The sequence below is a fragment of the Variovorax flavidus genome, from assembly GCF_030317145.1.
In the GTDB taxonomy this organism is placed as follows: domain Bacteria; phylum Pseudomonadota; class Gammaproteobacteria; order Burkholderiales; family Burkholderiaceae_C; genus Variovorax; species Variovorax flavidus.
Genome location: NZ_JASZYE010000007.1, coordinates 175,617 through 201,408, shown reverse-complemented (window position 1 = coordinate 201,408; position 25,792 = coordinate 175,617). Strand labels below are relative to the sequence as shown.

Here is a 25,792-nt window from a genome sequence, read left to right as displayed (position 1 = left end):
ATCGCGGGCAGCGGGGCCCCGCTAGCTTGCCACAGGCGCGGCCACATGCCTGCAGATGGCGCCCGGCGTGGTGAACCAGACCTCTCCGCGGTCGCGCAGGGCCGCGAGGTGGTGCAGCGCCCGGCGCAGATGCCGCAGGCGGTAGGGCTGTCCGACGATGTACGGGTGCAGCGCCACGCCCATCACCAGTGGCTGCCGGCGCGACTGCTCGAGCATCTCGTCGGCGTTGTCGATGATCATCTGAGCGAAGTCTTTTGCGTCCATCTGCCGCGCAATGATCATCGGGATGTCGTTGAGCTCCTGCGGGTAGGGCACCGACCACAGCGTGCGGCCACTGCGGGTGCGCATGGGCACGGGCTGGTCGTCATGGCACCAGTTGAGGGTGTAGCTGTAGCCGGCCTCGGCCAGCAGGTCGGGCGTGCGGCGGCTCTCGGAGATCCAGGGCGAGAGCCAGCCCGAGGGCGCCTCGCCGCTTTCCTCCAGCATGCGGGCGCGGCAGCGGATCAGCAGTGCGCCCTCGTTCTTCTCGTCCATGTCTGCCTGGCGCTCGGAATTGCTGTGGCCATGCCCGATCAGTTCGTCGCCCCGTGCGACGCAGGCCGCGACCAGTTCGGGGCAGTGGTCGTAGAGCGCGGTGTTCAGCAGCACGCCCGAAGGCAGGCCCAGGCCGTCGAACAGCTCGAGCATGCGCCACGCGCCCACCCGGTTGCCGTATTCGCGCCAGGAGTGGTTCAGCACGTCGGGGTGCGGCGCGGCGGGGCCGATGCATGCGCCCATGCCTTCGCCGAATGCGAAGTGCTCGAGATTCAGACCGATGTAGACGGCCAGGCGGGCCCCGTTCGGCCAGGCGTGATCCTCGCGGCGGGTGATGGGCAGGTAGTCGAAGCGTTCGTGGGCGGGCAGGGGGCCGAGATAGCGGGCGTCGGGCATGCGGGGATCTCCAGATGGGGCACGTGCCCTTTTTGTCTGCAAGATCCGGACCAATTGTTGACAATTTGATCAGCAATGTGTGTGCATGAAGTTGTCGACATTGGCGACATTGGCACGGCGCTTGCATCACGCAGTGCTTCCATTCACGGAGAGAACTGCCATGTCCCTTTTTGCACGCCGCACCGTCCTTTCCAGTGCATTCGCGCTGGCCTTCGCCACCCTGACCGGCACCGCGCTCGCCGCGGATCCGATCAAGATCGGCCTGGTCACGGCCCTGTCGGGCCAGTCGGCCTTGTCGGGCGAGGCGATCACGCGCGGCCTGCAGCTCGCGATCGACGAGGTCAACGCCAAGGGCGGTCTGCTCGGCGGCCGCAAGCTGGAACTGGTGCGTCGCGACGACGAGGCGAATCCGGCCAAGGGCGTGACCGCGGCGCGCGAGCTCATCTTCAAGGAGAAGGTCGCCGTGCTCTTCGGGGGCCTGGACACGCCCGTCTCGATGGCCATCGTGCCGCTCGTCAATCAGGAGAAGGTGCCGTTCATGGGGCCGTGGGCCGCGGGCACGCCGATCACGAAGAACGGCGCCAATCCCAACTACGCCTTCCGTGTCTCGGCCGTCGATGAAGTGGTCGACAAGGCCATGCTGCAGTACGCGCAGAAGACCTTCAAGTCCGCCAAGCCGGGGATGATCCTCGTGAACAACCCGTGGGGCGAATCGAACGAGAAGGGCCTGAAGGCTGCGCTGGCCGAGAAGGGCGTGGCGGTCGCGGGTGTCGAGAAGTTCGAAGCCAACGATCTCGACATGGTCCCGCAGCTCACGCGCCTCAAGGCGGCGGGCGCCGATTCGCTGTTCCTCGTTGCCAACGTGGGCCCGTCGGCGCAGGTCGTGAAGTCGCTCGACCGCATGGGCTGGAAGGTGCCGGTGGTCTCGCACTGGGGCCCGGCGGGCGGTCGCTTCACCGAGCTGGCCGGCCCGAACGCCAAGGACGTGCACTTCGTGCAGACCTACAGCTTCTTCGGCAAACAGTCGCCGGTGGGCGAGCGCGTGATCAAGTCGCTGATGGCCAAGTACCCGGCCATCAAGGGCCCGGGCGACATCACGCCGGCCGTGGGCGTCGCGAATGCGTACGACGGCATGCACCTCGCGGCGCTTGCCATCGCGCAGGCCGGCTCGACCGACGGCGACGCCGTGCGCCAGGGCTTCTACAAGATCGCCAGCTACGACGGGCTCATCAAGAAGTACGCGACGCCCTTCAGCGCCGCCAACCACGATGCGCTCGGTGTCGACGACTACGTGTGGGCGCAGTTCATCGACGACCGCATCCTGCCGGTCGGCGTGACGGTCAACTGAAGGCGCACGCGCCGCGTCTGAAGAAGGTCCACGCACGATGTCGATGTTGTCCGCGCTGCTCAGTGGTTTCGGCCTGGGGAGCATGTATGGCCTGATGGCCCTGGGGTTCTACGTGACCTATGCCGTGTCGGGCACGGTCAACTTCGCGCAGGGCAGCTCGATGATGCTCGGCGCGGTGCTGACCTTCACCTTCGCGCAGACGCTCGGCTGGCCGCTGCTGCCGGCCGTGGTGCTGGCGCTGTGCGGGTGCGCGCTCTATGGGCTGGTGGTCGAGTTCCTCGCGGTGCGGCCTTTTGCGAGCCGGGGCTCGAACGCGTGGCTGATCGCCACGGTGGCCCTCGGTATCGTGCTCGACAACCTGGTGCTGTTCACTTTCGGCAAGGAGCCGCGCAGCCTGCCGTCGCCACTGGCGGTGTCGCCCCTGACGGTGGGAGGTGTCGGCCTCGGTGTGTATCCCTTGCAGATCGTCATTCCCATCGTGGGGCTGCTGCTGGCCGCGCTGCTGCATGCGGTGTCCCGCCGCACGCGCTGGGGCGTCGCGATGCTCGCGGTGGTGCAGAACCGCGATGCGGCGCGGCTGATGGGCATTCCGATCCGGCGCGTGGTCGCGCTGGCATTTGCGATGTCGGCGGTGTTCGCGGGCGTCGCCGGCGTGCTGATCGCGCCGCTGCTGAACGTCAACGCCGACATGGGCACGCTGTTCGGCCTGAAGGCCTTCGCGGTCGCGATCCTGGGCGGCATCGGCAGCCCGTGGGGCGTGATGCTCGCGGGGCTGCTGTTCGGCATCCTCGAATCGTTGATCACGTCGACGCTGGGTTCGAGCTACACGCAGATCATCAGCTTCGGGCTGGTGATCGTGGCGCTGGCGTTGCGGCCCAACGGGCTCTTCGGCCGGGCGGAGGTGAAGAAGGTATGAGTGCCGTGCTCGCATCGCCCTTGCGGCCTCCGACAGCCGGCGTCCGCTGGCTGGGCCTGGGCTCCCGGGGCCAGATCGCCGCCGTGCTCGTTCTGCTGGCCGCAGGGCTGGCGGCCGCAGCGGGTGTCAATGGCTACTACGTCTTCGTGCTGGCCAACGTCGCGCTGCTGGCGATCGTCGGCATCGGGCTCAACGTGCTGCAGGGGCTCACGGGGCAGGTCTCGTTCGGGCACGTGGGCTTCTACGCCATCGGGGCCTATACGGTGGGCATCCTCACCACCAAGGCCGGCTGGAGCTTCTGGGCGGCGTGGCCTGTAGCGGCCGTGCTCGCCGGTGCGATGGGGGCCTTGCTCGCCTTGCCGGCGCTGCGGGTCAAGGGGCCGTACCTCGCGATGATCACCATCGCCTTCGGCTTCATCGTGGAGCACAGCGTGGTCGAGATGCGTGATCTCACGGGCGGGCAGAACGGCATCATGGGCATCGCCGCGCCCGCGTTGTTCGGTGTCGGCGGTGAGAAGGCCATGGCGATGCTGGCCATCGTCACCGCCGGCGTCGCGCTGGCGCTGTTCACCTGGCTGTCGCGCGGGACCTGGGGCGCAGCGATGCGCGCGGTGCGCGACAGCGAAACGGCGGCCGAGTCGGTCGGCATCGACCCGCTCGTCGTCAAGACGGTCGCGTTCGCGATCTCCGCCGTGGCGGCCGGCGTGGCCGGCGGCTTGTTTGCGCCGCTGTCGGGCTTCGTCACGCCGAGCACCTTCGGCTTCGGCCAGTCGATCCTGTTCGTGCTGGTGGTGGTCATCGGCGGGTCGGGGTCGATTGCGGGGCCGCTGGTGGGCGCCATCCTGGTGGCGCTGCTGCCGGAGGTCCTGTCCAGCCTGGAGGAATACCGCCTGCTGTTCTTCGGCGCGATGCTGCTGGTCGTGCTGTGGGTTGCGCCCGACGGTGCGATGGGGCTGTGGGAGAAGCTCCGCCTGCGCGTTGTCGGCGCAACTGCGCGGCCGGTGCCGGCGTGGCCTGCCATGGCGATGCCGCTGCGTGAATGGTCGCGCAGCGCGCTGGTGGCCGACCGGCTCTCGATGCAGTTTGGCGGCGTGCGCGCCGTGAGCGAACTGGGCTTCGCGACGAAGCCGGCCCGCATCACCAGCCTGATCGGACCGAACGGCGCCGGCAAGTCCACGGTTCTCAACATGCTGAGCGGCTTCTACCGGCCCACGGACGGCGACTTCACGCTCGGCGGCGATTCGCTCTGCGGCCTGTCCTCGCATGCGATCGCGCGGCTCGGCATCGCACGCACCTATCAGACCTCCCAGCTGTTCGGCAGCCTGGGCGTGGAGGACAACGTCGTGCTGGCCGTCAGCCGGGGCTCGCTCGGCCTCCTGTTCGGCGCCAGCCGTTTCAGCGCGCCCGATGCCCGAGCGCAGGCGCGCGCATTGCTGGACTTCTGCGGCTACCGGGGCCATCCGGACACGCCTGCCGCCGATCTTCCGCACGTGGACAAGCGACTCGTGGAAATCGCCCGCGCACTGGCAACCGACCCCCAAGTGCTGCTGCTGGACGAACCCGCGGCGGGTCTTTCGCGCGCCGACAAGGAGCGCCTCGCCGGCCTGCTTCGGCAGATCGCGGAGGCTGGCGTTGGCGTGTTGCTGGTCGAGCACGACATGGAACTGGTCATGGGCATCTCGCACCAGGTCGTCGTGCTCGATGCCGGCCAGCATCTGGCCGCCGGCACGCCGGGCGAGGTGCAGTCCGATCCGCGCGTGCGGCAGGCCTATCTGGGGGAGGATCTGGCGGAACACGCGATCCGGCGCAGGCCTGCATTCCCGGCCGATGCCTCCAGCGGCGAAATGCTGGGTGTCGGTTCGCTGATCGCCGGCTACGGCGCCGAACCCGTGCTGCACGGCATCGACCTTCAGGTCCGCAGCGGCGAAGTCGTCGCGCTGCTCGGTGCCAACGGCTCGGGCAAATCGACCCTGATGCGATCGCTCGCGGGCCTGCATCGGCCGGTGCAGGGCGGCATCCATCTGCAGGGCCATGAGCTATCCCACCTGGCGGCGGAATTGATCGTGCAGCGCGGCCTCGTTCTGGTGCCCGAGGGCCGGCAGGTGTTTCCGGAACTGAGCGTGGTGGACAACATCCGGCTCGGTGCATTCCGGCAACCGGTCGATCGCGAGGCACGGGTCGAAGAGATGTTCCAGCGCTTTCCGCGCCTGCGCGAACGACAGCACCAGCGTGCGGGCCTGCTGTCGGGCGGCGAGCAGCAGATGCTGGCGATCGCGCGCGGGCTGATGGCGCGGCCGCGCATCCTGCTGCTTGACGAGCCCTCGCTCGGCCTGGCGCCGAAGGTCATCGCCGAACTGTTTGCGGCGCTCGATGCGTTGCGCGAAGAGGGCATGACGATCCTGCTGGTCGATCAGATGGCAAGCCTCGCGCTGGCCTTGGCCGACAGGGCCTACGTGATCGAAGGCGGACGCATCGTGGCGCAGGGCACGGCCGCACAGATTGCGAGCGACGACGCGCTGGCGCGAGCCTATCTGGGAGCAGGGGAGCGCACGCCGCCGCAGTGAGGCTCACTCGGTCGGCGGGAACTCCGCGTGGCGAGGCAGCGCGTCTGCAAACTGCACCCACCGCAGGCGCCGCGACTCCCAGTAGTGAAACGTGGGCGCGACCTGCTCAGGGTCATCAAGGCTGCCGATGGTGATGTCGATGAGACCGGGAATGTAGTCCGCAGTGAAACTGATCTGCGTGCCGCAGCGCGCGCAGAAACCGCGCACCGCGCCGGGCGACGACTCGTAGCGCGAAGGTTCGCCGGCAGGAAACTCGACCTGCGATTGCTCGTACATCGCCCAGGCGACCGCCGGCGCCGCATTCGCGCGCCGGCACATCGAGCAGTGGCACAAGGCCGCCATCACCGGACTGCCGGTGATCCGGTAGCGAACGGAGCCGCATTGGCAGCCGCCTTCCAGGGATTCATCTGGCACGGTTTGCTCCTTTCGGACGAACTGTTTTCGTCAGGTGTCCAGCACGAGCTGGGTTTGCGTCACGACGGCGCACAGCTTGCCTTCGGCGGACCGGATCGTCGTCTGCCACACCATCGTGGTTCGCCCGCGATGGAGTGCCACGCATTCGCCGGTGACGGTCGTGTCGACGCGGGCGCCGCCGATGAACTTGGTGCTGGAGTCGGTCGTGGTCGTGCGCTTGCCTTGCGGCAGGTTGACGACCGTGCCCACTGCGCCGAGCGTGTCGGCAAACGCCATGGACGCCCCGCCATGCAGGATACCGCCGATGGTGCAGAGGTCCGGCCGCACCTTGAGTTCGGCGACGACGCGTTCCGGCTCGACCGTGACGAGGCGCAGGCCCATCAGCCCGGGGAACACGGGGTCCAGCATCTGCTGGATCTGCTCGATCGTTGGCATGGGGGCTTCCTTGCGGTGGTGGGATTCAGTGCTGCGTGCCGAAACGGGCCGCCGTCCTGGCCCGTGCCCGTGCCGCCTCGATCTCGCGATCACGCGGATCTGCGGTGGTCACCAGCGATTCGATCAGCGCCCGAGCAGCGCCTGTCACGTCCTCGACTGCACGATCGAAGGCCGCCTCGTTGGCCTTGGACGGATGATTGAACCCGCTGAGCTTGCGGACGAACTGCAGCGCCGCGGCGCGCATTTCCTCTTCCGTGGCGGGCGGATCGAAGTTGAACAGGGTCTTGATACTCCTACACATTTCGTCGGCTCCTGGGAGGTGTGTCGTGGATCAACGCGCTATTTCAAGGTCTCGACCTTCATTCTGGCATTCGGTGCTTCCCCGAACATCTCCGGCGCGTACAACGCCTCCACCCGGCTCGGCGGCAGCGAGAAATCGCCGACGTTGTTCAGGCGAACCGTGTATTCCATCTTCACCACGCCCTTGGGCAGGTGTTCGTAGTAGCTGCGGAAGGCCTCGAAGCTGCGCTCCTCGAACGCGGGCCAGCCGCGGCCTGATCGCTTCTCGCCCTGGGTCGCGATCTGCGAGTCGCGGCCCAGTCCGCCGCCGAGGATGGTCGCGCCGCCGGGAATCGGGTCGGTGATGGCCACCCACGTCATGTCGGCGCTTGCGTTCACCTCCAGGCTCACGCGCAGGATGTCGCCGCGCGTGTAGATGCCCTTCACGGCCTGCTCGACGGGCGTGATGGTCTTGGTGATCGCATAGCCGGCAGCGAAGGGCGCCTTGAGCTGCACCGCGGCGACCGACTGCAGCGTCAGCCATGGCTTGCCCGTGCCGGTCTGCGTGACGAGCAAGGTGTCGTGCGCCGAGGGCGGCTCCGGCCACGGAATGAACAGGCTGTTGTTGCGCAGGTTGCCCGGCGATGCCGGTGCACCGAAGGCGGTCGTCTGGTTGGGCGCACCGGAAGCGTCGGTGGCCTTGATGCGCTCGACCTTGCTCCAGTCCACCTGCGCCTTGAGCGTGCCCAGGTTCGCGGCAGTGATGCCGGTGACGGGCGCGCTCTCGAAGCGCTTCGAGAATTTCTCCAGTGCCAGCCCGCCCCACAGATTGGCGGTGGTCGTGTGCCACGCGCCGTTCTGCTGCCGGCCGATGAAGCCGTTGGCGAGCCTGGCCGTTTCGTCCTTCCACGCCGGATCGTCCATGACCGCGAGCAGCAGGCGCGCCGTGTTGACGTCGCCGTTGGTCATGAGCCACCACCAGTAGTCGTCCTGTTCGGTGCTGAAGACCACCTTGGTGCCCTGGAAGCTCAGCCTTGCCTTGAGCACATTGTTGGCTTCGTCGATGCGCTGCTGGCGCTGCGGCACGTCCTGCACGCGCTTGAGGATGTTGAGCCAGTCGATCACGGCGCTGGTCGGCCACTGGTTCGGCGCGATGGTGATGCTGCCAAGCATGCGGCCCTGGGCCTTGCCGTAGCGCGACAGCGCTTCGAGCGCGGCGAGCTTGCGCACGTCCAGGTCCTTGCGCGGGCTCCAGAACTCGCGCTGGATCCTGCCTTCGACGAAAGCGGCCAGCCCTTGCGCCATCGGTGCGACAGCCGCTTCGGGCAACGCGAAGGCCGGGTCGAGCGCAGCGGCTTCGTGCGTGGCGGCGAGCACGTAGGCCGTGAGGATGTCGCTGCCGCGGTTGGCTTCGCCGTCCCGCGGCGGGAAGTAGTTGGCGAGGCCGTCTCCATCCAGATAGGTCGGCAGCTGCGCGACCACTGCCTGCCATGCCTTGCCATCGCGAAGGCCGATGGACTTGCTGGCCTTCTGCTCCAGGCAGATGTAGGGGTAGGCCGCGAACCAGTCGCGCACGCCGGTCAGGCCCTCGGCAAGCCGGGGCTGCAGCGACAGCCGCAGGCCGCCGCGGCCGGGGAGGGCGTCGGCGGGCAGGGCCACGTCGATGGTGAAAGGCCCGTCGAGCTGCACCAGCGTCGCCTGCTGCACCGTCAGCGGCACGGCGGGCACGATGCGCTGCCGCACCTTCAGCGCATCGCGTGCGCCCGACAGCGTGTCCTTCGCTTCGATTTCCCACAACAAGGCTTCGGCACGCGTCTGCGCGAGTTGCGCGGGCGCGCTCACGGTCCATGCGAGTTCGCGGGCTTCGCCGGCCGGGATCTCGACCGTCTGCGGTTCGAGCGTCAGCAACGTGGCGCGCGGCGTGGCCTCGACCTTCATCGCTTGCTGCGTCGTGTTGCGCAGCGTGATCTGGGCGCGGAACTGGTCGTCCTCACGCACCAGCGGCGGCAGGCCGCTGATGATCTGCAGGTCCTGCGTCGCCTGGATCGAGGTCTGCCCGGTGCCGAACAGGCCAGTGCCCGCGTCGGCCACGGCCACGATCCGGAAGGTGGTGAGGGCGTCGTTGAGCGGCACCGTCACCGTGGCCTGTCCGTTGGCGTCGAGCACGACGGCGGGCTTCCACAGCAGGAGGGTGTCGAGCAGTTCACGGGTCTGGCTCTTGCCGCCGCCACCGCCCGCGGGCACAGCCTTGCGGCCGTAGTGCCGGCGGCCGACGATCTCCATCTGCGCGGTGGAGGTGCTCACGCCCCAGCTGCGCCGCTGCATCATGGCTTCGAGCAGGTTCCAGCTGTCGTTGGGCATCAGCTCCAGCAGGGCCTGGTCGACCGCAGCCACCGCCACTTCGGCGCCCGCTGCGGGCTTGCCGTCCGGCAGCCTGCCGGTGATGGTGACCTGCGCCTGGGCGCGCACCGGGTAGCTGGGCTTGTCGCTCGCCACCTTCACGTCGATGCTGTGCGCCTGCGTGCCGACACGGATCTCGGCCAGGCCGAGGCGGTAGGCCGGCTTGCTGAGGTCGACCAGCGCGGTGGGCGCAACGTACTCCTTGCCCTCGTACCAGAAGGCGGTCCACCATTCGCGCGGCGCCCTGAAGCCCCAGGTGAAGAAGCTGTACCACGGCACCTCGCGCAGGCGTCCGCGCAGTGCGAGGACGCTGACGTAGGCGTTCGGGCCCCAGTCGGGCTTGACGACCAGGCTCACGGTCGGGTCCTGTCCGTTGAGCTGCACCACGTGCGTCTCCATCACGCCTTCGCGTTCCACCGACACCAGCGCGGTCGCGAAGCGGAAGGGGCTGCGCACCTGGAACTTGGCGACTTCGCCGGGCAGGTAGCTCTTCTTCTCGGGCAGTACGTCGATGCGGTCATGGTCCTCGCCGCCGAACCAGAGCTCGCCCTGGCGCGTGACGTAGACCGAACTGGCGGCGCGGCTGTCGCGGCCGTCCTTGTCGGTGGCGCTGGCGATGAGTTCGACCTGACCCGGCTCCTTCAGCTCGACCTCGCACAGCAGCAGGCCGCGCACGTCGCTCTTGCCGGTGCACACGGTGCCGATCTCCTTGACGTCGGTCTTGTTGTCGTAGGTGTAGAAGCCGCCCACCATGCGCTTGCGGCTGGTGGTGGTGATGCGTGCGATGGCTCGCACGTTGAGCGTCACGCCTTCCTGCGGCTTGCCTGCCAGGTCGAGCGCGAGCGCCTGGAAGCGGAGCTTCTGGCTGGTCGAGACCCAGCCTTCGGTCTTGATGCCGGCGATGACGGCGGCGGGCCACAGCGTGTGGGTGCTGCGCAGGGTCTGCACCTCGCCGTTGGGATCGGCGTAGGTGGCTTCGAGCAGCAACTCGCGCGGCGTGGACCTGGTCGGAGGGATCTTGTCGATCGTGAGCCTGCCCGCGCCGTTCTTGTCGAGCGTGAGCGGCAGCTTGTCGGCGATCACCCTGGCGTCGTCGGCGGATGCGTCTCCGCTGTCGCTCGCGCCGTCCTTGCCGGGCGGCGAGAAGCTGAAGGCGTCGAAGTCGGCAAACGAAAGCCGCTTGCCGCGCAACATGGCCGACACGTGCACCGGCAACTGGGCTGCGCCGCCACCGGACACGTAGTTGATCTGCACGTCGACCGGCAGCGAGCTCACCGCCACCAGCGGTCTCTTGTCGCTGGGCGCAATTCGGCCTTCGAGCACCGGCAGGCGGAACTCCTCGACACGGAACTGGCCGGTGCTGAAGCTGCGCTGATCACTGTCCTTGCCGCTGCGCAGCTCGACCTGGTAGACGCCGAGCTTGGCGCCGGGCGGGATCTGGAAGGTGTTCTCGCCGCTGCGGCCGCCGGTCGCGGTCCTGCGCCATGCAACCGGCTGCGTGAACTGCTGGCCGCTGCCGACGTGGGTCACGACCAGCGTGTCCGGCGAGGCCCCGGGCAGGCCGAATCCCTTGCTCGTCTGGGTGCGGATCAGGTGCTTCATCGACACCGTTTCGCCGGCACGCAGCAAGGTGCGGTCGAACACGGTGTGGGCGATCTGATCGGGCTGCGGGTCCAGGCTGGTCGGCACGTTGAAGCGCCAGGGCTCGATGCCGCGTTGCCAGTCGCTCCAGGTGAAGGCCAGGTCCTCGACACCCGCGTCGTCCTTCGCGCGGGCGCTGACGAACCACGCGTCGGCGTTGTAGTCGTCTTCGCTGTTGCAGCTCGGCGCGTTGGGCGAAAGGCCCGGCAACTGCACCAGGCCGCGTGCGTCGGTCGTGCCGGAGGCGACTTCCTTGCCATCGCAGCCGGACACGCGCACGGTGGCATTCGCGACCACCTTGCCCTTGTCCAGCGTGGTCACCCAGGCGATCGAATTCTCGCGGCCCAGCTTGAAGTGCACGGCCAGGTTGGTGGCGAGCGCGGTGGTGCGCACGTACATCGTGCGGCCGCTGCCGTAGCGCTCGTCGAGCAACGCGTCGCCGAGCTTCTGCGATGCGATCTCGAGCACGTGGAAGCCCGGCGTGAGCGGAATGCCGATCACCTCGAAGGGGCGTGGGTCCGCGCCGTCGGACTTTGGCATGTCCAGCGTCCTGACGCCGGTCTGGCCGTTGAGCAGCGACACCATGCGCGTCTGGATCGAGTCGCGGTCGTCCTTGTCGATGACCTTCGGCAGGGAGCCCTTCACGTCGCGTGCGGCCGATTGGCGCGTGACGGTGTAGTTGCTGTCGTAGCGGCGCACCTTGCGGAACCACGCGATGATTTCCGCGTCGGTCTTCGGGTTCATGTCGCTGACCTTGCCCGGCGTCAGCGTCTGCACTTGCAGCGCGGGCTCGACTCTTCTCACCGTCACCGGCATCAGCGCCACGCCGCCCGGCTCGGCCAGCCGTTCGACCACGCCGAAAGGCGAGGCAGCGAATTTCGCGAGCGGCGGCATTGCGCCGGTCGCGACCTTCATCGGAAAACTGTCGGGCGAGGCCAGCGCGCGGCCGGAGGCGTCCTCGAACTTCGGCGGCAGCTCGATGGTGAACTGCGTCTGCTCGGCGAAGGGCGGCGGGAAGCTCACCGATTCGACGATCGCATCGGCGTCCTTCGCGATGTTCTCGTCGAAACGGGGCTTGATGGTCTTGCCGCCGCCCTTGAGCGTGATCTCCGCGGCGAGCCTGCGTGCGACCGGCGCGTTGAACTGCAGCACCATCGGCCGCAGCGGCAGGCAGGCCGCCTGTGCGTTTTCGCGCTCGCAGCTGAAAGACACGGCAAAGGGCTCGCGCACCTCGAAGTTGAGACGCCGTTCGACGTTGTTGGCGACTCCCGAGGGCGTGGCGACACCCTTGCCGTAGACCAGTTGCACGCGGCTGCCCGGCGTCAGCGTGCGGTTGCATTGCAGGGTGACGAAGCGCAGCGGCTCTTTCTCGGCCTCCTTCTCGCGGCCGAAGGCCTTGAGCAAGGCCGTGCGCTGCTCGCCGTCGACGAGCTTCACGGGGATGCGCTCGCCGACGTCGCCGGCCGCGCACCAGACGTTCTGCTGCACGCTCTCCGGCGTGGCCGCACCGTTGAGTTCAAGCATGAAGAGCTGCTGCTCGTCGATCTTCCCGTAGCTCGGCTGCCAATGGCGGATGAAGGGGCCGCCGCTGTTGAACTGGTAGCGTTCCGGCCCGGTGAGGGCCGTGCCCGCAGGCGACTTGAAGCCCGCGACGCGCGTGGCGGTGCAGCGCACGCCGGGCGGGAGGTCGTTCTCGAAGTCGAAGACCCACTGCTTCTCGCCGGTCCAGCGGCCCGTGCCCTTCGCGGCCTGCGCGTCGGTGCAGCTCAGGGCCAGCGGCGCGGGCGCCTTGGGATCGCCGAAGTCGACGGCCGGCTGGTCGAATCTGGCGACGACCTGGCGAATGCGCGCCACTTCGCCCTGCGGGGTCAGGCTGGTGATCTGCAGCGCGTGGCTCTGGCCGGCCACGAAAGCGCTGGCGGCCAGCAGAAGACTCGGTATCAATCGGCTCAAGCGGGTATCCCTCCTCCGGGGGAGCGTAGCCGATTTGGCTTTGTGCAGAAGGGGGCCGCAGGACCGATCCTTACAATTCCGGAGTCGTCGTGCGGGTCTCGCGCGGACCGCCTCTCACCTCACGCCGCCTGATGAAACGCTACTGGGAAATCGATGCATTGCGCGGGCTCATGCTCGTGCTGATGACCATCACCCATCTGCCCACGCGACTGACCGACCCGCTGGGCCAGCCCTTCGGTTTCGTGTCGGCGGCCGAGGGCTTCGTGCTGCTGTCGGCTTTCGTGGCGGGGCTGGTGTACAGCCGCATCAGCTACAACCGCGGGGTCGATTCGATGCGCCAGGCGTTCTGGCGGCGCGCGCTCAAGGTGTACCTGAGCCAGGCTGCGACCTTGCTCTTCCTGTTCACGATCATCACGGCGGTGAGCCTGCGCATCGATCAGCCGGCGGTGAAGAACCTGTTGTCCTTCTACCTCGCGAACCCGCGCGAGGGCTTCATCTTCTCGCTGCTGCTGGTCTACGAGCCCGCGCTGCTCGACATCCTGCCGATGTACATCTTCTTCATGCTGATGAGTCCGTGGGTGCTGGCCTTCGCGATGCGGCACGGCTGGACCGGCGTGATGGTGGCGAGCGCCATCGTGTGGGGGCTGGCGCAGTTCGGGCTCAGCGAATGGCTCTACGAGCTGGCGGTCCGGTATGTCGGGTTGCCGGTGCCTTTCCATGAGCTGGGCGCCTTCAATGCCTTCGCGTGGCAGTTCCTTTGGTTCGCGGGCTTGTGGATGGGGGCGAGCCGCAACGCGCCCGATGCGCGGCCCTTCCGCTTTCCCAGGTGGCTGCTGGCGGTGGCCGGTGCGGCCGCGCTCTACGGCTTCTACTGGCGCCACCACGGCATCAACGGCCAGGCGCCTTTCGGCGGCGACGTGGAACTCAACCTGCTGTTCGACAAGTGGCAGCTGGGGCCGCTGCGCATCGTGAATCTGGCCGTGCTGGGCATCCTGGCGATCCAGTTCGGTCCGGACTTGATGCGGCGCATCCCGCGCCTGCACTGGCTGGAGGCGATGGGCCGCGCCTCGCTGCCGGTCTTCTGCGCGCACCTGGTGGCGGTGTTGACGGTGCTGGCCGTCTACGGCGACAGCCAGACGGTGCGTCCCTGGTGGGGCGACGTGCTGCTGCTGGGCGTGGTGTTCTCGGGCCTCTACGGCGTGGCGAGGGCCGTCCAGTGGTGGGACGAGCGGGGGCAGCCCCCTGCGGCGCTAGCGCAGCCCTTGCGCGACTGAGGCGTCGGCCCGCGTCGCGGGGTCCGGCAGGTGCTCCGCGATGACGGATTGCCACAGCCGGTAGCCCTCGTCGGTCATGTGCAATTGGTCGCCGCGGAACAACTCGGCCCGGGGCCGGCCGTCGGCGCCCAGCATCGGCGTGAACACGTCGATGTATTCGCTGTTGGGCAGGCGGCGAAGGTAGGCCGCGATCACGTTGTTGGTCTCACGGACCTGCGGCATGAGCTTTTCGCGCGAGGGGCTGGGCTTGACCGAGATGTAGGCGATGCGCGTGTTCGGCAGTTCAGCCCGCAAGGTGTTGGTGAAGTGCGCGAAGCTCTCCAGGATCTGCAGCGGTGTGCGGCCTTCGGCCAGGTCGTTGTCGCCGGCATAGACGAGCACCAGCCGCGGCTTGTAGCGCACCACCAGTTCGTGCACGAAGAGGCTGCAGTCGGCCATGGTCGAACCGCCGAACCCGCGATTGATGACCACCGGCTGCTGCCGGAAATCCTGCGCGATGTTGGGCCACATCCGGATGGTGGAGCTGCCGACGAACAACACGCCGTCAGTGGCGGGCAGGCCGGCGCGGTCGGCATTCGCGAAGGCGTTGAGTTCGCCTTGCCAGCGGCTCTGGGCGGCGAGGTAGGCGGGGGAGGTGTTGGAAGGGGACTGTCCGGCGTCGGCACCCGCGACGGATTGGGCCTGCGATGCCAGCGTTGTGAGCAACGCGAGCGATAGAGCGGCAAGGCGAACAGCTTTCATCGACACCATGGAAATCCAAACGTTCTTCGACCTGAATGCGTTGGCAAGTTCCCTGCCAACGTGTCGCCAAATGGTAACGGCTCACCTGTCCGGACCCCGGATCACGGGTGTCGCGGCGGCTTGGCGAGGAATTGGAAACAAATGGAAACATATACTGGAGCCCCCTCCCTGGAGCGTCCATGCACGAGCAAAGCGGCCCTGCACCTCGACCGTTCTGGCATCGCCTGAACACCTTCTTCGCGTTCCCGTTCCAATGGGAGCCGCTGGCCTATGCGGTGGTGCTGGCGCTGTGCGCCTTGCTCGCCCATGTGTTGATCTTCCTGCCGCGTGCGCTGGCCGTTCTGCTGGTCGAGCTCGGCATCGTGCTCGCGGCGACCCGCTATGGCTTCAAGGTCATGGCGCTCGGCTCGCGCGGCATCGTGCGCGCCAGCGACTTCCCGCGCACGCTGGACGACGAGTGGACGAACCTGCCCTGGAAGCTGTTCGCGCTGGTGCTCGTGCAGGGCTTTGCCGCCGGTTTGCTGGGTGCGCTGAATCCGGTGCTGGCGCAGATCGCGCTCTTCGTCGTCTCGTTCACCTTGCCGGCCACCACGATGGTGCTGGTGCAGTCGGGCAGCTTCTTCCAGGCGCTGAACCCGGCGCTCGTGTGGGAGACGATGCGTGCGGTGGGCTGGCCCTATGCGCTGCTGTGCGTGTTTCTCTTCCTGCTGAACACGGGCGCGCAGATCGCGATGGTCATGCTGTTGCCGTTGATGAGCGGCTGGCTCATGCTGCCGGCCATCAACTTCGTGATGATCTATTTCGGGTGGGTCATGGCCAGCCTGCTGGGCTACGTGATGTACCAGAACCATGCCGAGCTGGGCATCGAGTTGCTGCCGGGGGCCGGTGCCGACGATCGCCAGATCGACACCCGCACGCCGGCGCAGATCGCCCAGCAGCAGACCGATGCGCTGGTTGCGCAGATGGTGACCGATGGCGACATTGCCGGCGCACTCGCGCTTGCCTACGAGGCGCAGCGCACCCAGCCGGACGACCTGGCGGCCCAGCGCCGCTACCACCGCGTGCTGCTCCTGGCGCCCGACAAGGCCGCCACGCTGCTCGACCATGCGCGCCGGCTGATCGACATGCTGGTGCGCCGCGATCTCGGCTCCGAAGCGCTCAAGGTCTACAAGGATTGCCGCGAGAAGGACGCAACTTTCGCCATTGACGATCCCGCCGTCACGCTGGCGCTCAGCCGCGTCGAGTGGCGAAACGGCGACGCACGCGCTGCGCTTGCCTTGCTGTCCGGCTTCGACAAGCGCTTCCGCGGGCACGCGATGATTCCGCAGGCCTACGAGTTGGCGGCGCGCGTGCTGGTGCAGGGGCTGAACCGGCGCGACATGGCGCAGCCGATCCTCACGACGCTCGAATCACGCTACCCCGACAGCGAGCAGACCTCGGAAGTCCGCTGGCTGCTGCGCGAGGTTCCGCAGGGCTGAAGCCCCGGTTTCGGTTCAACCCTTCTGCAGCGTGCGCGTGACCATGTCCTGCGGTGCGAGGCGCAGCAGGTCGGGCAGCCAGCCCATGGCCTGGTCGCGGCGGCCGGCCTGCAGCAGGCCGTTGGCGCACAGCGAGAGGGTGTCGGCCAGCTCGGGGTGAGCGGGAGCGGTTTTCAGCAACGCCTGGCACAGCCGCTCGGCATCGGCGAACTGCCGCGCCCGCGTGAATCGCCGGGCGAGCCGTGCCATGTCGTCCGGCTTCAGGCGCGCGCCGGGCTTGGCGTGATCGAGGTAGGTCTTGTAGCTCGTGTACTGCAGTTCGAGCGTGACCGGATCGTGCGGCGCGAGCCTGAAGATGCGGTGCGCTGCACGATGGAAGTCCTCGCCCGCCGGCCAGAGCCGTGCGGTGTTGAACCATGCGCGCAGCGTGTCGGCGTCATCGGGCCGCAGCTTCGCCGCCGCTCGCCATTCGGCGCATGCCGGCTCGAACTTCATCTCGGCCGCGAGACGACGCGCCGACGCGACGTGTTGCGCGAACGGGTCTGGCGCCGCTTCGGCTGCAGCCGAAGGCAGCTGAAGCTGCCGCCACCGCATCGTGCCGGCCATGAGCAGCGCGCCGGTCAGCAGCCCGCCCAGGTGCGCCATGTAGGCAATGCCCTGGCCGCCGACGAAGTGCTGCAGCAACTCGTTGGCGATCCACGCCGGCAACAGGATCAGCGCCGGCGCGGTGACGTAGTTGAAATAGAAGAACAGTTGGTAGAAGAAGCGGATGCGTCGCAGCCGGTACATCACCGCATACATGCCCATCAGCGCCGAGACCGCGCCAGAGGCTCCCAGCCCGTAGCCGCCATTGCCTCCATAGGCCCACGCAGCCAGCGCCGAGGCGCCGACTGCGCCAAGCAGGTAGAAGCCCAGGTAGAGGCCGCGCCCCAGCGCCAGTTCAACCGAAAAGCCGAAGAGAAACAGGAAGAGCATGTTGCCCAGCAGGTGGCCGGTGCTCGCATGCAGGAATGCGGAGGTGACCCAGGTCCAGGGCTTGAACCCGGCGCCCTCGTTGTGGTCCTGTGCCCAGCGTTCGGTGAAGGGCGGGGGCAGCATCGACTCGTACTCCCGGCGTTCGTTCTTCCATTCGGCGTAGCGCGGGTTGGCAGGTGTCACGACCCCATCGACGTGCAGCTTGTGGAGAAAGGCCTTCTCGCGCTGCAGGCCTTCGAGCAGGTTCACGACATCGCCGTGTGCCAGCAGCCGCTTGGCCGCGGCCGCGCGCGGCGAGCCGGTTTCAGCGAGCCATTCGACGAAGGCCGGCAATTCGAGCCGGGGCAGCTCGCTTTGCACATAGAAACCGGCCGCGCGCTGCTCGGCTTTCTGCTCTGCGCGCTGGGGTCCCCAGAACACCAGCATGTTCACGAGGATGAGCAGCACGGTCATCCATGGCGGATTGCGCCATGTCGGCCGGCTTTCGAGCGGGATCGCGTAGAACAAGTCGCTTCAGGTCCGCGCTCAGAGGCTGTTGCGGCCGATGCCCTGGTAGATGACGCCGGCTTCCTTCATGTTGGCCGGCTCGTAGAGATTGCGGCCGTCGAAGATGACGGGCGATTTCATCAGCGTCTTGAGCCGTTCGAGGTTGGGGCTGCGATAGGCCTTCCACTCGGTCACGATGATCAATGCGTCGGCGCCGTCGAGCGCTGCCATCGGGTCCTTGGCCGAAGTGAAGCTGATGCGTTCGAGCAGCGAGGGGGCATCCGCGAAGTCGAGCTGCAGCACGCGCCGCGTCTCGTCGACGGCGATGGGGTCATGCGCCACCACGCGTGCGCCCGCGCGCAGCAGCACCCCGAGCACCACGCGGCTGGGCGCCTCGCGCATGTCGTCGGTGTTCGGCTTGAAGGCGAGCCCCCAGAGCGCGAAGGTGCGGTCGCTCAGGTCGGGGCCGAAGCGCTCCAGCACCTTGTTGGTCAGCACGCGCTTCTGTTCGTCGTTGACCGCCTCGACCGATTCGAGCACGCGCAGCGCCTGGCCGTTGTCGCGTGCAATGCGCGTCAGCGCCTGGATGTCCTTGGGAAAGCAGCTGCCGCCGTAGCCCGTCCCGGCGTACAGGAAGCTATAGCCGATGCGCGGATCGGATCCGATGCCCTGGCGCACGGCCTCGATGTCGGCGCCCACGCGGTCGGCCAGGTTGGCCAACTCGTTCATGAAGCTGATGCGGGTGGCGAGCATCGCGTTGGCCGCGTACTTGGCGAACTCTGCGGAGCGCACATCCATCACGCGCGTGCGCTCGTGGTTGCGGTTGAAAGGGGCGTAGAGCCGGCGCATCCAGCCGAGCGCCTCGCGGCCCGTTTCGTCGTCGGTGTAGCCGATGACGATGCGGTCGGGCCGCATGAAGTCCTCGACCGCCGCGCCTTCCTTCAGGAACTCGGGATTGCTGACGACCGAGAAGCGCAGGTCGGAACGCCCGCGCTTGTCGAGCTCTTCCTGGATCGCGGCGGTGACGCGGTCGGCCGTGCCCACGGGCACCGTCGATTTGTCGACCACGACCTTGAAGCCCTCCATGTACCGCCCGATGTTGCGGGCCGCTGCCAGCACGTACTGCAGGTCGGCGCTGCCGTCCTCGTCGGGCGGCGTGCCCACTGCGATGAACTGCACGTCGCCGTGCGCGACCGAAGCCTCGATGTCGGTCGAGAACGAGAGTCGCTTTGCCGCGACGTTCGACTCGACCAGATCGCCGAGGCCGGGCTCGTAGATCGGGATGCCGCCCTCGTTGAGTGTCGCGATCTTGCGCGGATCGACGTCGAGGCAGAACACGTGGTTGCCGATGTCCGCCAGGCAGGCCCCGGTGACGAGGCCGACGTAGCCGGTGCCGATGATCGAGATGTTCATGAAGTCAGGCCGCCTTGGGTTCCGAGAGGATCTGGTCGAAATACGCGATGGTCTTCGTCAGCCCTTCCTCGAGCTGGGTGCGCGGCGCCCAGCCGTCGAGTTCCTTCTGTGCGAGCGAGATGTCGGGGCGGCGCTGCTTGGGGTCGTCGGCGGGCAGGGGCATGCGCACGAGTTTGCTCTTGGAGCCTGTCAGTTCGATGACCTTGTTGGCCAGCTCCAGCATCGAGAACTCGCCCGGGTTGCCGATGTTGATGGGGCCCGGCACCTCGTCGCCGGTGCCCATCATGCGGAGCATCGCCTCGACCAGGTCGTCCACGTAGCAGAAGCTGCGGGTCTGCTGGCCATCGCCGTAGATGGTGATGTCCTCGCCCTTGAGCGCCTGCACGATGAAGTTCGACACCACCCGGCCGTCGTTCAGGTGCATGCGCGGCCCGTAGGTGTTGAAGATGCGCACGACCTTGATGCGCAGCTTGTGCTGGCGGTGGTAGTCGAAGAAGAGCGTCTCGGCGCAGCGCTTGCCCTCGTCGTAGCAGCTTCGGATGCCGATGGGGTTCACGCGGCCCCAGTAGGCCTCGACCTGCGGATGGATCTCGGGGTCGCCGTAGACCTCGCTGGTGGAGGCCTGCAGGATCTTGGCGCGCACCCGCTTGGCCAGCCCGAGCATGTTGATGGCGCCGTGCACGCTGGTCTTGGTGGTCTGTACCGGATCGTGCTGGTAGTGGATGGGCGATGCCGGGCAGGCCAGGTTGAAGATCTCGTCCACCTCGACGTAGAGCGGGAAGGTCACGTCGTGCCGCATGAGCTCGAAGCGCGGGTGGTCGAGCAGGTGCTCGACGTTGCGCTTGGTGCCGGTGAAGAAGTTGTCGACGCACAGCACGTCGTGCCCCTGTTCGATGAGCCGGTCGCAGAGATGACTGCCGAGGAAACCGGCGCCGCCGGTGACGAGCATTCGCTTGGAAGCGTTGTATTGCCGCATGCGCGTGATCACTCCGTAAAAAGATCCATCGGATCAGGGTTGCTGGGACCGCTGTTCGTACATCTTCGCGTCGACCAGCATCCGGAACCACAAGGCCTGGAAGAAGGCGAAGTAGAAGCCCGTGCGTCCATCCAGGAAGCCGAGCCGGAAGACGTAGCGGTAGACGAAGTAGCTGAGCGAGCGAATGCCCGTCGGCAGCTTGTAGTAAATCTCCTTGATGTAGCGGGTGCGCTCGCGGGCATCGCCCGTGAGGCGCGGCTTCAGCACGTTGTCGCCGGCGACGCTCGGGCCGAGCTTCTCCTTGGCCTCGGCATCGCTCCAGCGGTTGTGGCTTGCGATCCAGTCGCTGAGTCGGGCCGAGTTCTTGTCGTGCATGAAACCGTTGAGTCGCCCCGGCTTCGCGGGGCTGATGAAGTGCTGGTCGTAGAGTCGCGACTCGCAGCGCCCCGACCCTGAGCGAAAGAGCCTCAAGTGCCACGGATTGACGCCGCTGAAGCGCAGCATCTTGCCCATGAAGTAGTCGCGGCGACGTAGGAGATAGGCGTCGAATTCGGGCGTGCCCGAAAACAGGGCATTGATTTCGCCGACCGACCGGTCGTCCAGCACCTCGTCGGCGTCCAGATGGAGCTGCCAGGCGTAGGCGCCCTCGATCTGTGCGATCGCCCAGTTGCGTTGGTCGCTGTAGTTGGAGAAGGGGCGCTGCACAACGGTGCATCCCAGCTCTTCAAGAATGGCGGGCGTACTGTCGGACGAGTGGGAGTCGACCACGTAGATGTGGGGGCTCACCTTCTTTGCCTGCGACACGGTTTCCCGAATGATCGAAGCGGAATTGAAGGTCAGGATGACAACAACGCAGCGGGGCAGTTCCATGTGGTTTGGCGCTCGTTATGCGGTTCGGCCGGTGGGGTGTACCACCTTCCCAAGCGCGAAGCGTGCCAAACTTTAGCACTACATTCTTACGTTTTGGAACACATCCGATGGCCGGCAGTACTCCTCCCAACGGCCTATGACCTCAGGGTGCTCCTGTTCTGATAGCGGAAAATCCAATGCCGACGCGGCATTGGATGGGTTTCGGGTAAACCCGAGCGGCGGCCTCAGGCCAGCCGCTGGCGGTGCCGTGCGATCTGCTGGCGCACCTGCGCCGGCGCCGTGCCCCCAAGGATGTTCCGGGCCGTCAGCGAGCCGCGGAGGCTCAGGACGCCGTAGACGTCCTTCTCGATCTTCGGATTGAAGGTCTGCAGCACCGACAGCGGCAACTCCGACAGATCCACCTTGTGCGAGATCGCCGCCTTGACCGCGTGCGCCACGGTTTCGTGCGCGTCGCGGAAGGGCAGGCCCTTCTTGACCAGGTAGTCGGCCAGGTCGGTGGCGGTCGCGTAGCCGCGCAGGGCGGCGTTTTCCATGGCCTCCGGCTTCACGGTGATGCCGCCGACCATCTCCGAGAAGATGCGCAGGGTGTCCTTGAGCGTGTCGACGGTGTCGAACAGCGGCTCCTTGTCTTCCTGGTTGTCCTTGTTGTAGGCCAGCGGCTGGCCCTTCATCAGCGTGATCAGCGCCATCAGGTGGCCGACCACGCGGCCGGTCTTGCCGCGGGCGAGTTCGGGGACGTCCGGGTTCTTCTTCTGCGGCATGATCGAACTGCCGGTGCAGAAGCGGTCCGCGATGTCGATGAAGCCGAAGGACTGGCTCATCCACAGCACCAGCTCCTCGCTCAGGCGGCTGATGTGCACCATGGCGAGCGATGCGGCTGCCGTGAATTCGATGGCGAAGTCGCGGTCGCTGACGGCGTCCAGGCTGTTCTGGCAGACCTCGTCCATGCCGAGCGCGCGGGCCACTGCTTCGCGGTCCAGCGGGTAGCTGGTGCCGGCCAGCGCAGCGGCGCCGAGGGGCAGGCGGTTCACGCGCTTGCGCACGTCGGCCATGCGTTCGGCATCGCGCGCGAACATCTCGACGTAGGCCAGCATGTGATGCCCGAAGCTGACGGGCTGTGCCACCTGCAGGTGGGTGAAGCCGGGCAGGATCACCTCGACGTTCCTGTCGGCGATCTCGATCAGCGACCGCTGCAGGTCCACCAGCAGGCCGCCGATCAGGTCGATCTCGCCGCGCAGCCAGAGGCGCACGTCGGTGGCGACCTGGTCGTTGCGGCTGCGGCCGGTGTGCAGGCGCTTGCCGGCATCGCCGACCAGCTGGGTGAGCCGGGCCTCGATGTTCAGGTGCACGTCCTCGAGGTCGAGCTTCCATTCGAAGGCGCCGGTCTCGATTTCCTCGCGAATCTGCTTCATCCCGCGTTGAATATCGGCGTGGTCCTGCGCGCCGATGATCCCCTGGGCCGCCAACATACCGGCATGCGCGAGCGAACCCTCGATGTCAGCCTGCCACAGACGCTTGTCGAAGAAGACGCTCGCGGTATAGCGCTTGACCAGGTCGCTCATCGGTTCGGAGAACAGGGCGGACCAGGCTTCGGATTTCTTGTCGAGTTGGTTTTGAGTCATGGGAACCGTTCGGGAGGCAATAATGGGTTTGTCACCCATTGTTTCTGTGATGCGCAACCCGTCGATTTTATCGGCCACCCCTTCGTCGTCGTCCGCGAAGACCCCGTCGGCGCCTTTGCAGGCCAAGACGCGGGTGCCTTCGCGCGGCGGCGTGGTGCTGTTCGATGCTTGCCAGATCGGTGTCGTTCTGCGCGCGGTGCTGTTCGTGGAGGTCGTGGTGGCGGTCACCACCCTGTTCCTGGCGCCCACCTTGTCCGAATGGCTGCTGCTGGCCGCCACCGTGACGGGCGGTGCCTTGCCGGGCACCTTGCTCTGGCTGCTCGTTGCATGTGCGCTGAAGAAGCTTCTGGCCCGCCTGCCGCTCCAGGTCCAGTACGGGACGGGCGCGGTGCTCGGCGCGGTGGCCGGGCTCTACGGCTGTGCCTTGCTTCGCCTGACCGGCGTGGTCGGCGGTGCGCCCTGGGTGGCCAGCGCGCTGGCCGGCGCCCTGTTCGCGGGGCTGATGATGGCGGCGTTGGTACTGCGGGCGCGCGGGCAGACGCCGGCCGCCACCACGGCACGGCTCGAGGAACTGCAGTCGCGCATCCGGCCGCACTTTCTCTTCAACACCCTCAACAGTGCGATTGCACTGGTGCGCGAGGAGCCGGCCAAGGCCGAGGCGATGCTGGAAGACCTGAGCGAACTGTTCCGCCAGGCGCTGGCGGACCCCGGCGAGTCGGTCACCCTGGCGGACGAGATTGCCCTGGCCCAGCGCTACCTCGCCATCGAGCAGGTGCGCTTCGGCGAGCGGCTGCGCATCCGCTGGGACATCGATCCCGAGGCCAATGCAGCCCGCCTGCCGCCCCTGCTGCTGCAGCCACTGGTGGAGAACGCCGTCAAGCACGGCGTGGAGCCGAGCCCCGAGGGCGCCAAGCTGCGCATCCGCACGGAACGCCGGGGCAGCATGGTGTTGATCGAAGTACTCAACAGCCTGCCGCCGTTGCGGTGGGCCGACCAGCCCCTGCCGCGCGGACACGGCATTGCCCTGGACAACGTGCGCGACCGGCTCCGGCTGCTGCACGACATGCAGGCGCAGTTCAGCGCCGGCATGGACCAGAAGAGCTATCGCGTCCGGATCGCCATTCCTGCAGAAACATGACCCCACTTCGCACCTTGATCGTCGATGACGAAGCGCTGGCACGTTCGCGTCTGCGCGCTCTCCTGGCCGATTGCCGGGCACCCGCGGCCGAGGTCGTCGCCGAGGCGGCGCATGGCGAGGGAGCACTCCACCATCTGGCGAGCACGCGTTTCGACCTCGTGTTGCTGGACGTCCACATGCCCGGCATCGACGGCATCGAACTGGCGCGCAACCTGCGCAGCCGGCCGGGCGCGCCGGCGGTCGTGTTCGTCACGGCCTTCGCCGCGCACGCGGTCACGGCCTTCGAACTGGAGGCCGTGGACTACCTGACAAAACCCGTGCGGGCCGAGCGCCTGCAGCAGGCCCTGCAGAAGGTCGAGCGCCACCTGAAGGACCGGAGGCCCGCAGCGGCGCCGGAGGCGCCCCAGGACGTCCTCATCATCCAGGACCGCGGCCGCACCGAGCGGGTGCCGGTGTCCGAGGTGCTGTATCTCAAGTCCGAGTTCAAGTACCTCACGGTGCGTACTGCGTCGCGCAGCCACATCTTCGATGGCTCCCTCTCCGAACTGGAAGAGCGCTTTCCGACACGCTTCGTGCGCGTGCATCGCAATGCGCTGGTCGCGCGTTCGGCCATTCGTGCGCTCGAGAAATACGACGACGGCGAGGATGCCGAAGGGTGGGCGCTGCGGCTCGACGGCATTCCGGAGCCCGTCGTGGTGTCGCGCCGGCAGTTGTCCTCGGTGCGCGAAGTGCTCAAGGAGCCACGATGAGCGCCCAGCCCGACCAGAAAGCGGACGAACGGCTCGACCCGAAGGCCGAGGAGCCTGTCGAGGCCCCGCAACCCGATCGCGTGCTGTTGCACATGCCGGTGGACGTGCGCAGTGCGTCGCTGGTCGTGCTGGCGGTGCTGGCCACCGTGTTCGCGCTGCACTGGGCTGCGGCGGTGTTCATTCCGCTGATGGTGAGCCTCCTCCTGACCTATGCGTTGGCGCCGTTGGTCGACAAGCTCGAACGCTGGAAGATCTCGCGCTGGGTCGGCGCCGCCGTCATCCTGCTCGGTATCGGCGGCGCATTCGGGTGGACGGGCTATTCGCTGTCCGGCAGCGCCTCCGAACTGCTCGATGCATTGCCGGTCGCGGCGCAGAAACTGCGCGTGGCCATGCGATCGAACAGCCGAACCACCGATGCGAACGCGCTCGACACCGTGCAAAAGGCCGCGGCGCAACTCGAACAGGCGGCCGAGGAGAACTCGGCCAAGGTCGCTGCGCGCAAGGGCGTTGCGCGCGTGATCATCGAGCGCCCCTCCTTCAACGTGCGCGACTACATGTGGAGCGGCACCATCGGACTGATCGGCGCCATCGGACAACTCACGCTGGTGGCCTTCCTCACCTTCTTCGCACTGGGGTCGGGCGACACCTTCCGCCGCAAGCTGGTCAAGATCACCGGCCCCAGCCTGCAGAAGAAGAAGATCACCGTGCACGTGCTCGACGACATCACCAAGCACATCGAACGCTACCTGCTCGTGCAGATCCTCACCAGTGCGCTGGTGGGCGTTGCGACCGGGCTCGCGTTCTGGGCCATCGGGCTGGATAACGCGGCGGTGTGGGGCATTCTGGCGGCGGTCACCAACCTGATTCCCTACATCGGGTCCGTCATCGTGATGGCAGCGGCGGGGCTGGTCGCCTTCCTGCAGTTCAATGGCATCCAGATGGCGCTATTGGTCGGAGGCACCTCACTGGTGATTCACACGCTCGTGGGCAATCTGCTGCTGCCATTCCTCACGAGCCGGACGAGCCGCATGAATCCGGTCGCGGTGTTCGTCGGCGTGATCTTCTGGGGATGGCTCTGGGGAATCTGGGGGCTGCTCCTGGGCATTCCGATCATGATGGTCGCGAAGGCCATTTGCGATCACGTGGAGGATCTGCAGCCGATCGGAGAATTGCTGGGCGAATGACCTTTC

The 25,792-nt window shown here is 67.2% G+C and carries 19 protein-coding genes; 8 read left to right on the top strand and 11 right to left on the bottom strand.

Annotated features, from left to right (window positions below):
- Positions 1-21: 21 nt before the first annotated feature.
- Positions 22-930 (bottom strand): polysaccharide deacetylase family protein, encoded by a 909-nt coding sequence (locus tag QTH90_RS25880; protein WP_286667424.1) that lies wholly within the window; start codon positions 928-930, stop codon positions 22-24.
- A gap of 160 nt (positions 931-1,090) precedes the next feature.
- Here QTH90_RS25880 and QTH90_RS25875 point away from each other — a divergent pair, with 160 nt between their 5' ends.
- From QTH90_RS25875 to QTH90_RS25865, 3 genes are read left to right on the top strand one after another with little or no spacing between them, the layout of a single operon-like run.
- Positions 1,091-2,278 (top strand): ABC transporter substrate-binding protein, encoded by a 1,188-nt coding sequence (locus QTH90_RS25875; RefSeq protein ID WP_286667423.1) that lies wholly within the window; start codon positions 1,091-1,093, stop codon positions 2,276-2,278.
- A 37-nt stretch (positions 2,279-2,315) separates the two neighbouring features.
- Positions 2,316-3,194, top strand: a complete 879-nt coding sequence (locus tag QTH90_RS25870) for a branched-chain amino acid ABC transporter permease (RefSeq protein ID WP_286667422.1) — start codon at positions 2,316-2,318, stop codon at positions 3,192-3,194.
- On the top strand, positions 3,191-5,758 hold the full coding sequence (locus QTH90_RS25865) for a branched-chain amino acid ABC transporter ATP-binding protein/permease (RefSeq protein WP_286667421.1): 2,568 nt from the start codon (positions 3,191-3,193) through the stop codon (positions 5,756-5,758). Before QTH90_RS25870 ends, QTH90_RS25865 begins: the two co-directional genes overlap by 4 nt.
- 3 nt (positions 5,759-5,761) lie before the next feature.
- Here QTH90_RS25865 and QTH90_RS25860 read toward each other — a convergent pair whose 3' ends face one another.
- From QTH90_RS25860 to QTH90_RS25845, 4 genes are read right to left on the bottom strand one after another with little or no spacing between them, the layout of a single operon-like run.
- Positions 5,762-6,172, bottom strand: coding sequence for a GFA family protein (locus QTH90_RS25860; RefSeq protein ID WP_286667420.1), 411 nt, complete (start codon positions 6,170-6,172; stop codon positions 5,762-5,764).
- Positions 6,173-6,202: 30 nt separating this feature from the next.
- Positions 6,203-6,607, bottom strand: coding sequence for a PaaI family thioesterase (locus QTH90_RS25855; protein WP_286667419.1), 405 nt, complete (start codon positions 6,605-6,607; stop codon positions 6,203-6,205).
- Between the two features lie 25 nt (positions 6,608-6,632).
- Positions 6,633-6,908 carry a DUF2277 domain-containing protein gene (locus QTH90_RS25850; protein WP_286667418.1) on the bottom strand — a complete coding sequence of 92 codons (276 nt, stop codon included), beginning with the start codon at positions 6,906-6,908 and terminating at the stop codon, positions 6,633-6,635.
- 38 nt (positions 6,909-6,946) lie between these two features.
- Complete coding sequence (locus QTH90_RS25845; RefSeq protein ID WP_286667417.1) at positions 6,947-12,880, bottom strand: alpha-2-macroglobulin family protein; 5,934 nt, start codon at positions 12,878-12,880, stop codon at positions 6,947-6,949.
- Between the two features lie 131 nt (positions 12,881-13,011).
- On the opposite strand from QTH90_RS25845, the gene opgC reads away from it, so the two are divergent.
- Positions 13,012-14,154, top strand: a complete 1,143-nt coding sequence (gene opgC / locus QTH90_RS25840) for an OpgC domain-containing protein (RefSeq protein WP_286667416.1) — start codon at positions 13,012-13,014, stop codon at positions 14,152-14,154.
- On the opposite strand, the gene QTH90_RS25835 is transcribed toward opgC, so the two are convergent.
- Complete coding sequence (locus QTH90_RS25835) at positions 14,131-14,904, bottom strand: SGNH/GDSL hydrolase family protein (RefSeq protein WP_444814760.1); 774 nt, start codon at positions 14,902-14,904, stop codon at positions 14,131-14,133. The two genes, opgC and QTH90_RS25835, sit on opposite strands and share 24 nt — an antisense overlap.
- Before the next feature lie 170 nt (positions 14,905-15,074).
- Between QTH90_RS25835 and QTH90_RS25830 the strand changes: the two genes are divergently transcribed.
- Positions 15,075-16,373: a DUF4013 domain-containing protein gene (locus QTH90_RS25830; protein WP_286667414.1), complete on the top strand. Its 1,299-nt coding sequence runs from the start codon at positions 15,075-15,077 to the stop codon at positions 16,371-16,373.
- Between the two features lie 15 nt (positions 16,374-16,388).
- Here QTH90_RS25830 and QTH90_RS25825 read toward each other — a convergent pair whose 3' ends face one another.
- The 5 genes from QTH90_RS25825 to argH all read right to left on the bottom strand — a co-directional run bounded on the left by QTH90_RS25825 (position 16,389) and on the right by argH (position 22,715).
- Positions 16,389-17,855, bottom strand: a complete 1,467-nt coding sequence (locus tag QTH90_RS25825; RefSeq protein ID WP_286667413.1) for a rhomboid family intramembrane serine protease — start codon at positions 17,853-17,855, stop codon at positions 16,389-16,391.
- An 18-nt stretch (positions 17,856-17,873) separates the two neighbouring features.
- Complete coding sequence (locus tag QTH90_RS25820) at positions 17,874-19,247, bottom strand: UDP-glucose dehydrogenase family protein (protein WP_286667412.1); 1,374 nt, start codon at positions 19,245-19,247, stop codon at positions 17,874-17,876.
- A gap of 4 nt (positions 19,248-19,251) precedes the next feature.
- Positions 19,252-20,223 (bottom strand): UDP-glucuronic acid decarboxylase family protein, encoded by a 972-nt coding sequence (locus QTH90_RS25815; protein WP_286667411.1) that lies wholly within the window; start codon positions 20,221-20,223, stop codon positions 19,252-19,254.
- A gap of 33 nt (positions 20,224-20,256) precedes the next feature.
- Positions 20,257-21,093, bottom strand: a complete 837-nt coding sequence (locus QTH90_RS25810; RefSeq protein ID WP_286667410.1) for a glycosyltransferase family 2 protein — start codon at positions 21,091-21,093, stop codon at positions 20,257-20,259.
- A gap of 224 nt (positions 21,094-21,317) precedes the next feature.
- Positions 21,318-22,715 (bottom strand): argininosuccinate lyase, encoded by a 1,398-nt coding sequence (gene argH / locus QTH90_RS25805; protein ID WP_286667409.1) that lies wholly within the window; start codon positions 22,713-22,715, stop codon positions 21,318-21,320.
- A 49-nt stretch (positions 22,716-22,764) separates the two neighbouring features.
- On the opposite strand from argH, the gene QTH90_RS25800 reads away from it, so the two are divergent.
- The 3 genes from QTH90_RS25800 to QTH90_RS25790 are packed head-to-tail and all read left to right on the top strand — an operon-like array spanning position 22,765 to position 25,786.
- Entirely contained in the window at positions 22,765-23,853 is a 1,089-nt protein-coding gene (locus QTH90_RS25800) for a sensor histidine kinase (RefSeq protein ID WP_286667408.1), read from the top strand.
- Positions 23,850-24,602 carry a LytR/AlgR family response regulator transcription factor gene (locus QTH90_RS25795; protein ID WP_286667407.1) on the top strand — a complete coding sequence of 251 codons (753 nt, stop codon included), beginning with the start codon at positions 23,850-23,852 and terminating at the stop codon, positions 24,600-24,602. Before QTH90_RS25800 ends, QTH90_RS25795 begins: the two co-directional genes overlap by 4 nt.
- Positions 24,599-25,786: an AI-2E family transporter gene (locus tag QTH90_RS25790; RefSeq protein WP_286667406.1), complete on the top strand. Its 1,188-nt coding sequence runs from the start codon at positions 24,599-24,601 to the stop codon at positions 25,784-25,786. The genes QTH90_RS25795 and QTH90_RS25790 overlap by 4 nt, the downstream gene beginning before the upstream one ends.
- Positions 25,787-25,792 lie beyond the last annotated feature (6 nt).

Coding starts and splice junctions, on each gene's coding strand:
- QTH90_RS25880 (WP_286667424.1), bottom strand. CDS start 930: ATGCCCGACGCCCGCTATCTCGGCCCCCTGCCCGCCCACGAACGCTTC.
- QTH90_RS25875 (WP_286667423.1), top strand. CDS start 1,091: ATGTCCCTTTTTGCACGCCGCACCGTCCTTTCCAGTGCATTCGCGCTG.
- QTH90_RS25870 (WP_286667422.1), top strand. CDS start 2,316: ATGTCGATGTTGTCCGCGCTGCTCAGTGGTTTCGGCCTGGGGAGCATG.
- QTH90_RS25865 (WP_286667421.1), top strand. CDS start 3,191: ATGAGTGCCGTGCTCGCATCGCCCTTGCGGCCTCCGACAGCCGGCGTC.
- QTH90_RS25855 (WP_286667419.1), bottom strand. CDS start 6,607: ATGCCAACGATCGAGCAGATCCAGCAGATGCTGGACCCCGTGTTCCCC.
- QTH90_RS25850 (WP_286667418.1), bottom strand. CDS start 6,908: ATGTGTAGGAGTATCAAGACCCTGTTCAACTTCGATCCGCCCGCCACG.
- opgC (WP_286667416.1), top strand. CDS start 13,012: ATGAAACGCTACTGGGAAATCGATGCATTGCGCGGGCTCATGCTCGTG.
- QTH90_RS25835 (WP_444814760.1), bottom strand. CDS start 14,904: ATGGTGTCGATGAAAGCTGTTCGCCTTGCCGCTCTATCGCTCGCGTTG.
- QTH90_RS25830 (WP_286667414.1), top strand. CDS start 15,075: ATGCACGAGCAAAGCGGCCCTGCACCTCGACCGTTCTGGCATCGCCTG.
- QTH90_RS25820 (WP_286667412.1), bottom strand. CDS start 19,247: ATGAACATCTCGATCATCGGCACCGGCTACGTCGGCCTCGTCACCGGG.
- QTH90_RS25815 (WP_286667411.1), bottom strand. CDS start 20,223: ATGCGGCAATACAACGCTTCCAAGCGAATGCTCGTCACCGGCGGCGCC.
- QTH90_RS25810 (WP_286667410.1), bottom strand. CDS start 21,093: ATGGAACTGCCCCGCTGCGTTGTTGTCATCCTGACCTTCAATTCCGCT.
- argH (WP_286667409.1), bottom strand. CDS start 22,715: ATGACTCAAAACCAACTCGACAAGAAATCCGAAGCCTGGTCCGCCCTG.
- QTH90_RS25800 (WP_286667408.1), top strand. CDS start 22,765: ATGCGCAACCCGTCGATTTTATCGGCCACCCCTTCGTCGTCGTCCGCG.
- QTH90_RS25795 (WP_286667407.1), top strand. CDS start 23,850: ATGACCCCACTTCGCACCTTGATCGTCGATGACGAAGCGCTGGCACGT.
- QTH90_RS25790 (WP_286667406.1), top strand. CDS start 24,599: ATGAGCGCCCAGCCCGACCAGAAAGCGGACGAACGGCTCGACCCGAAG.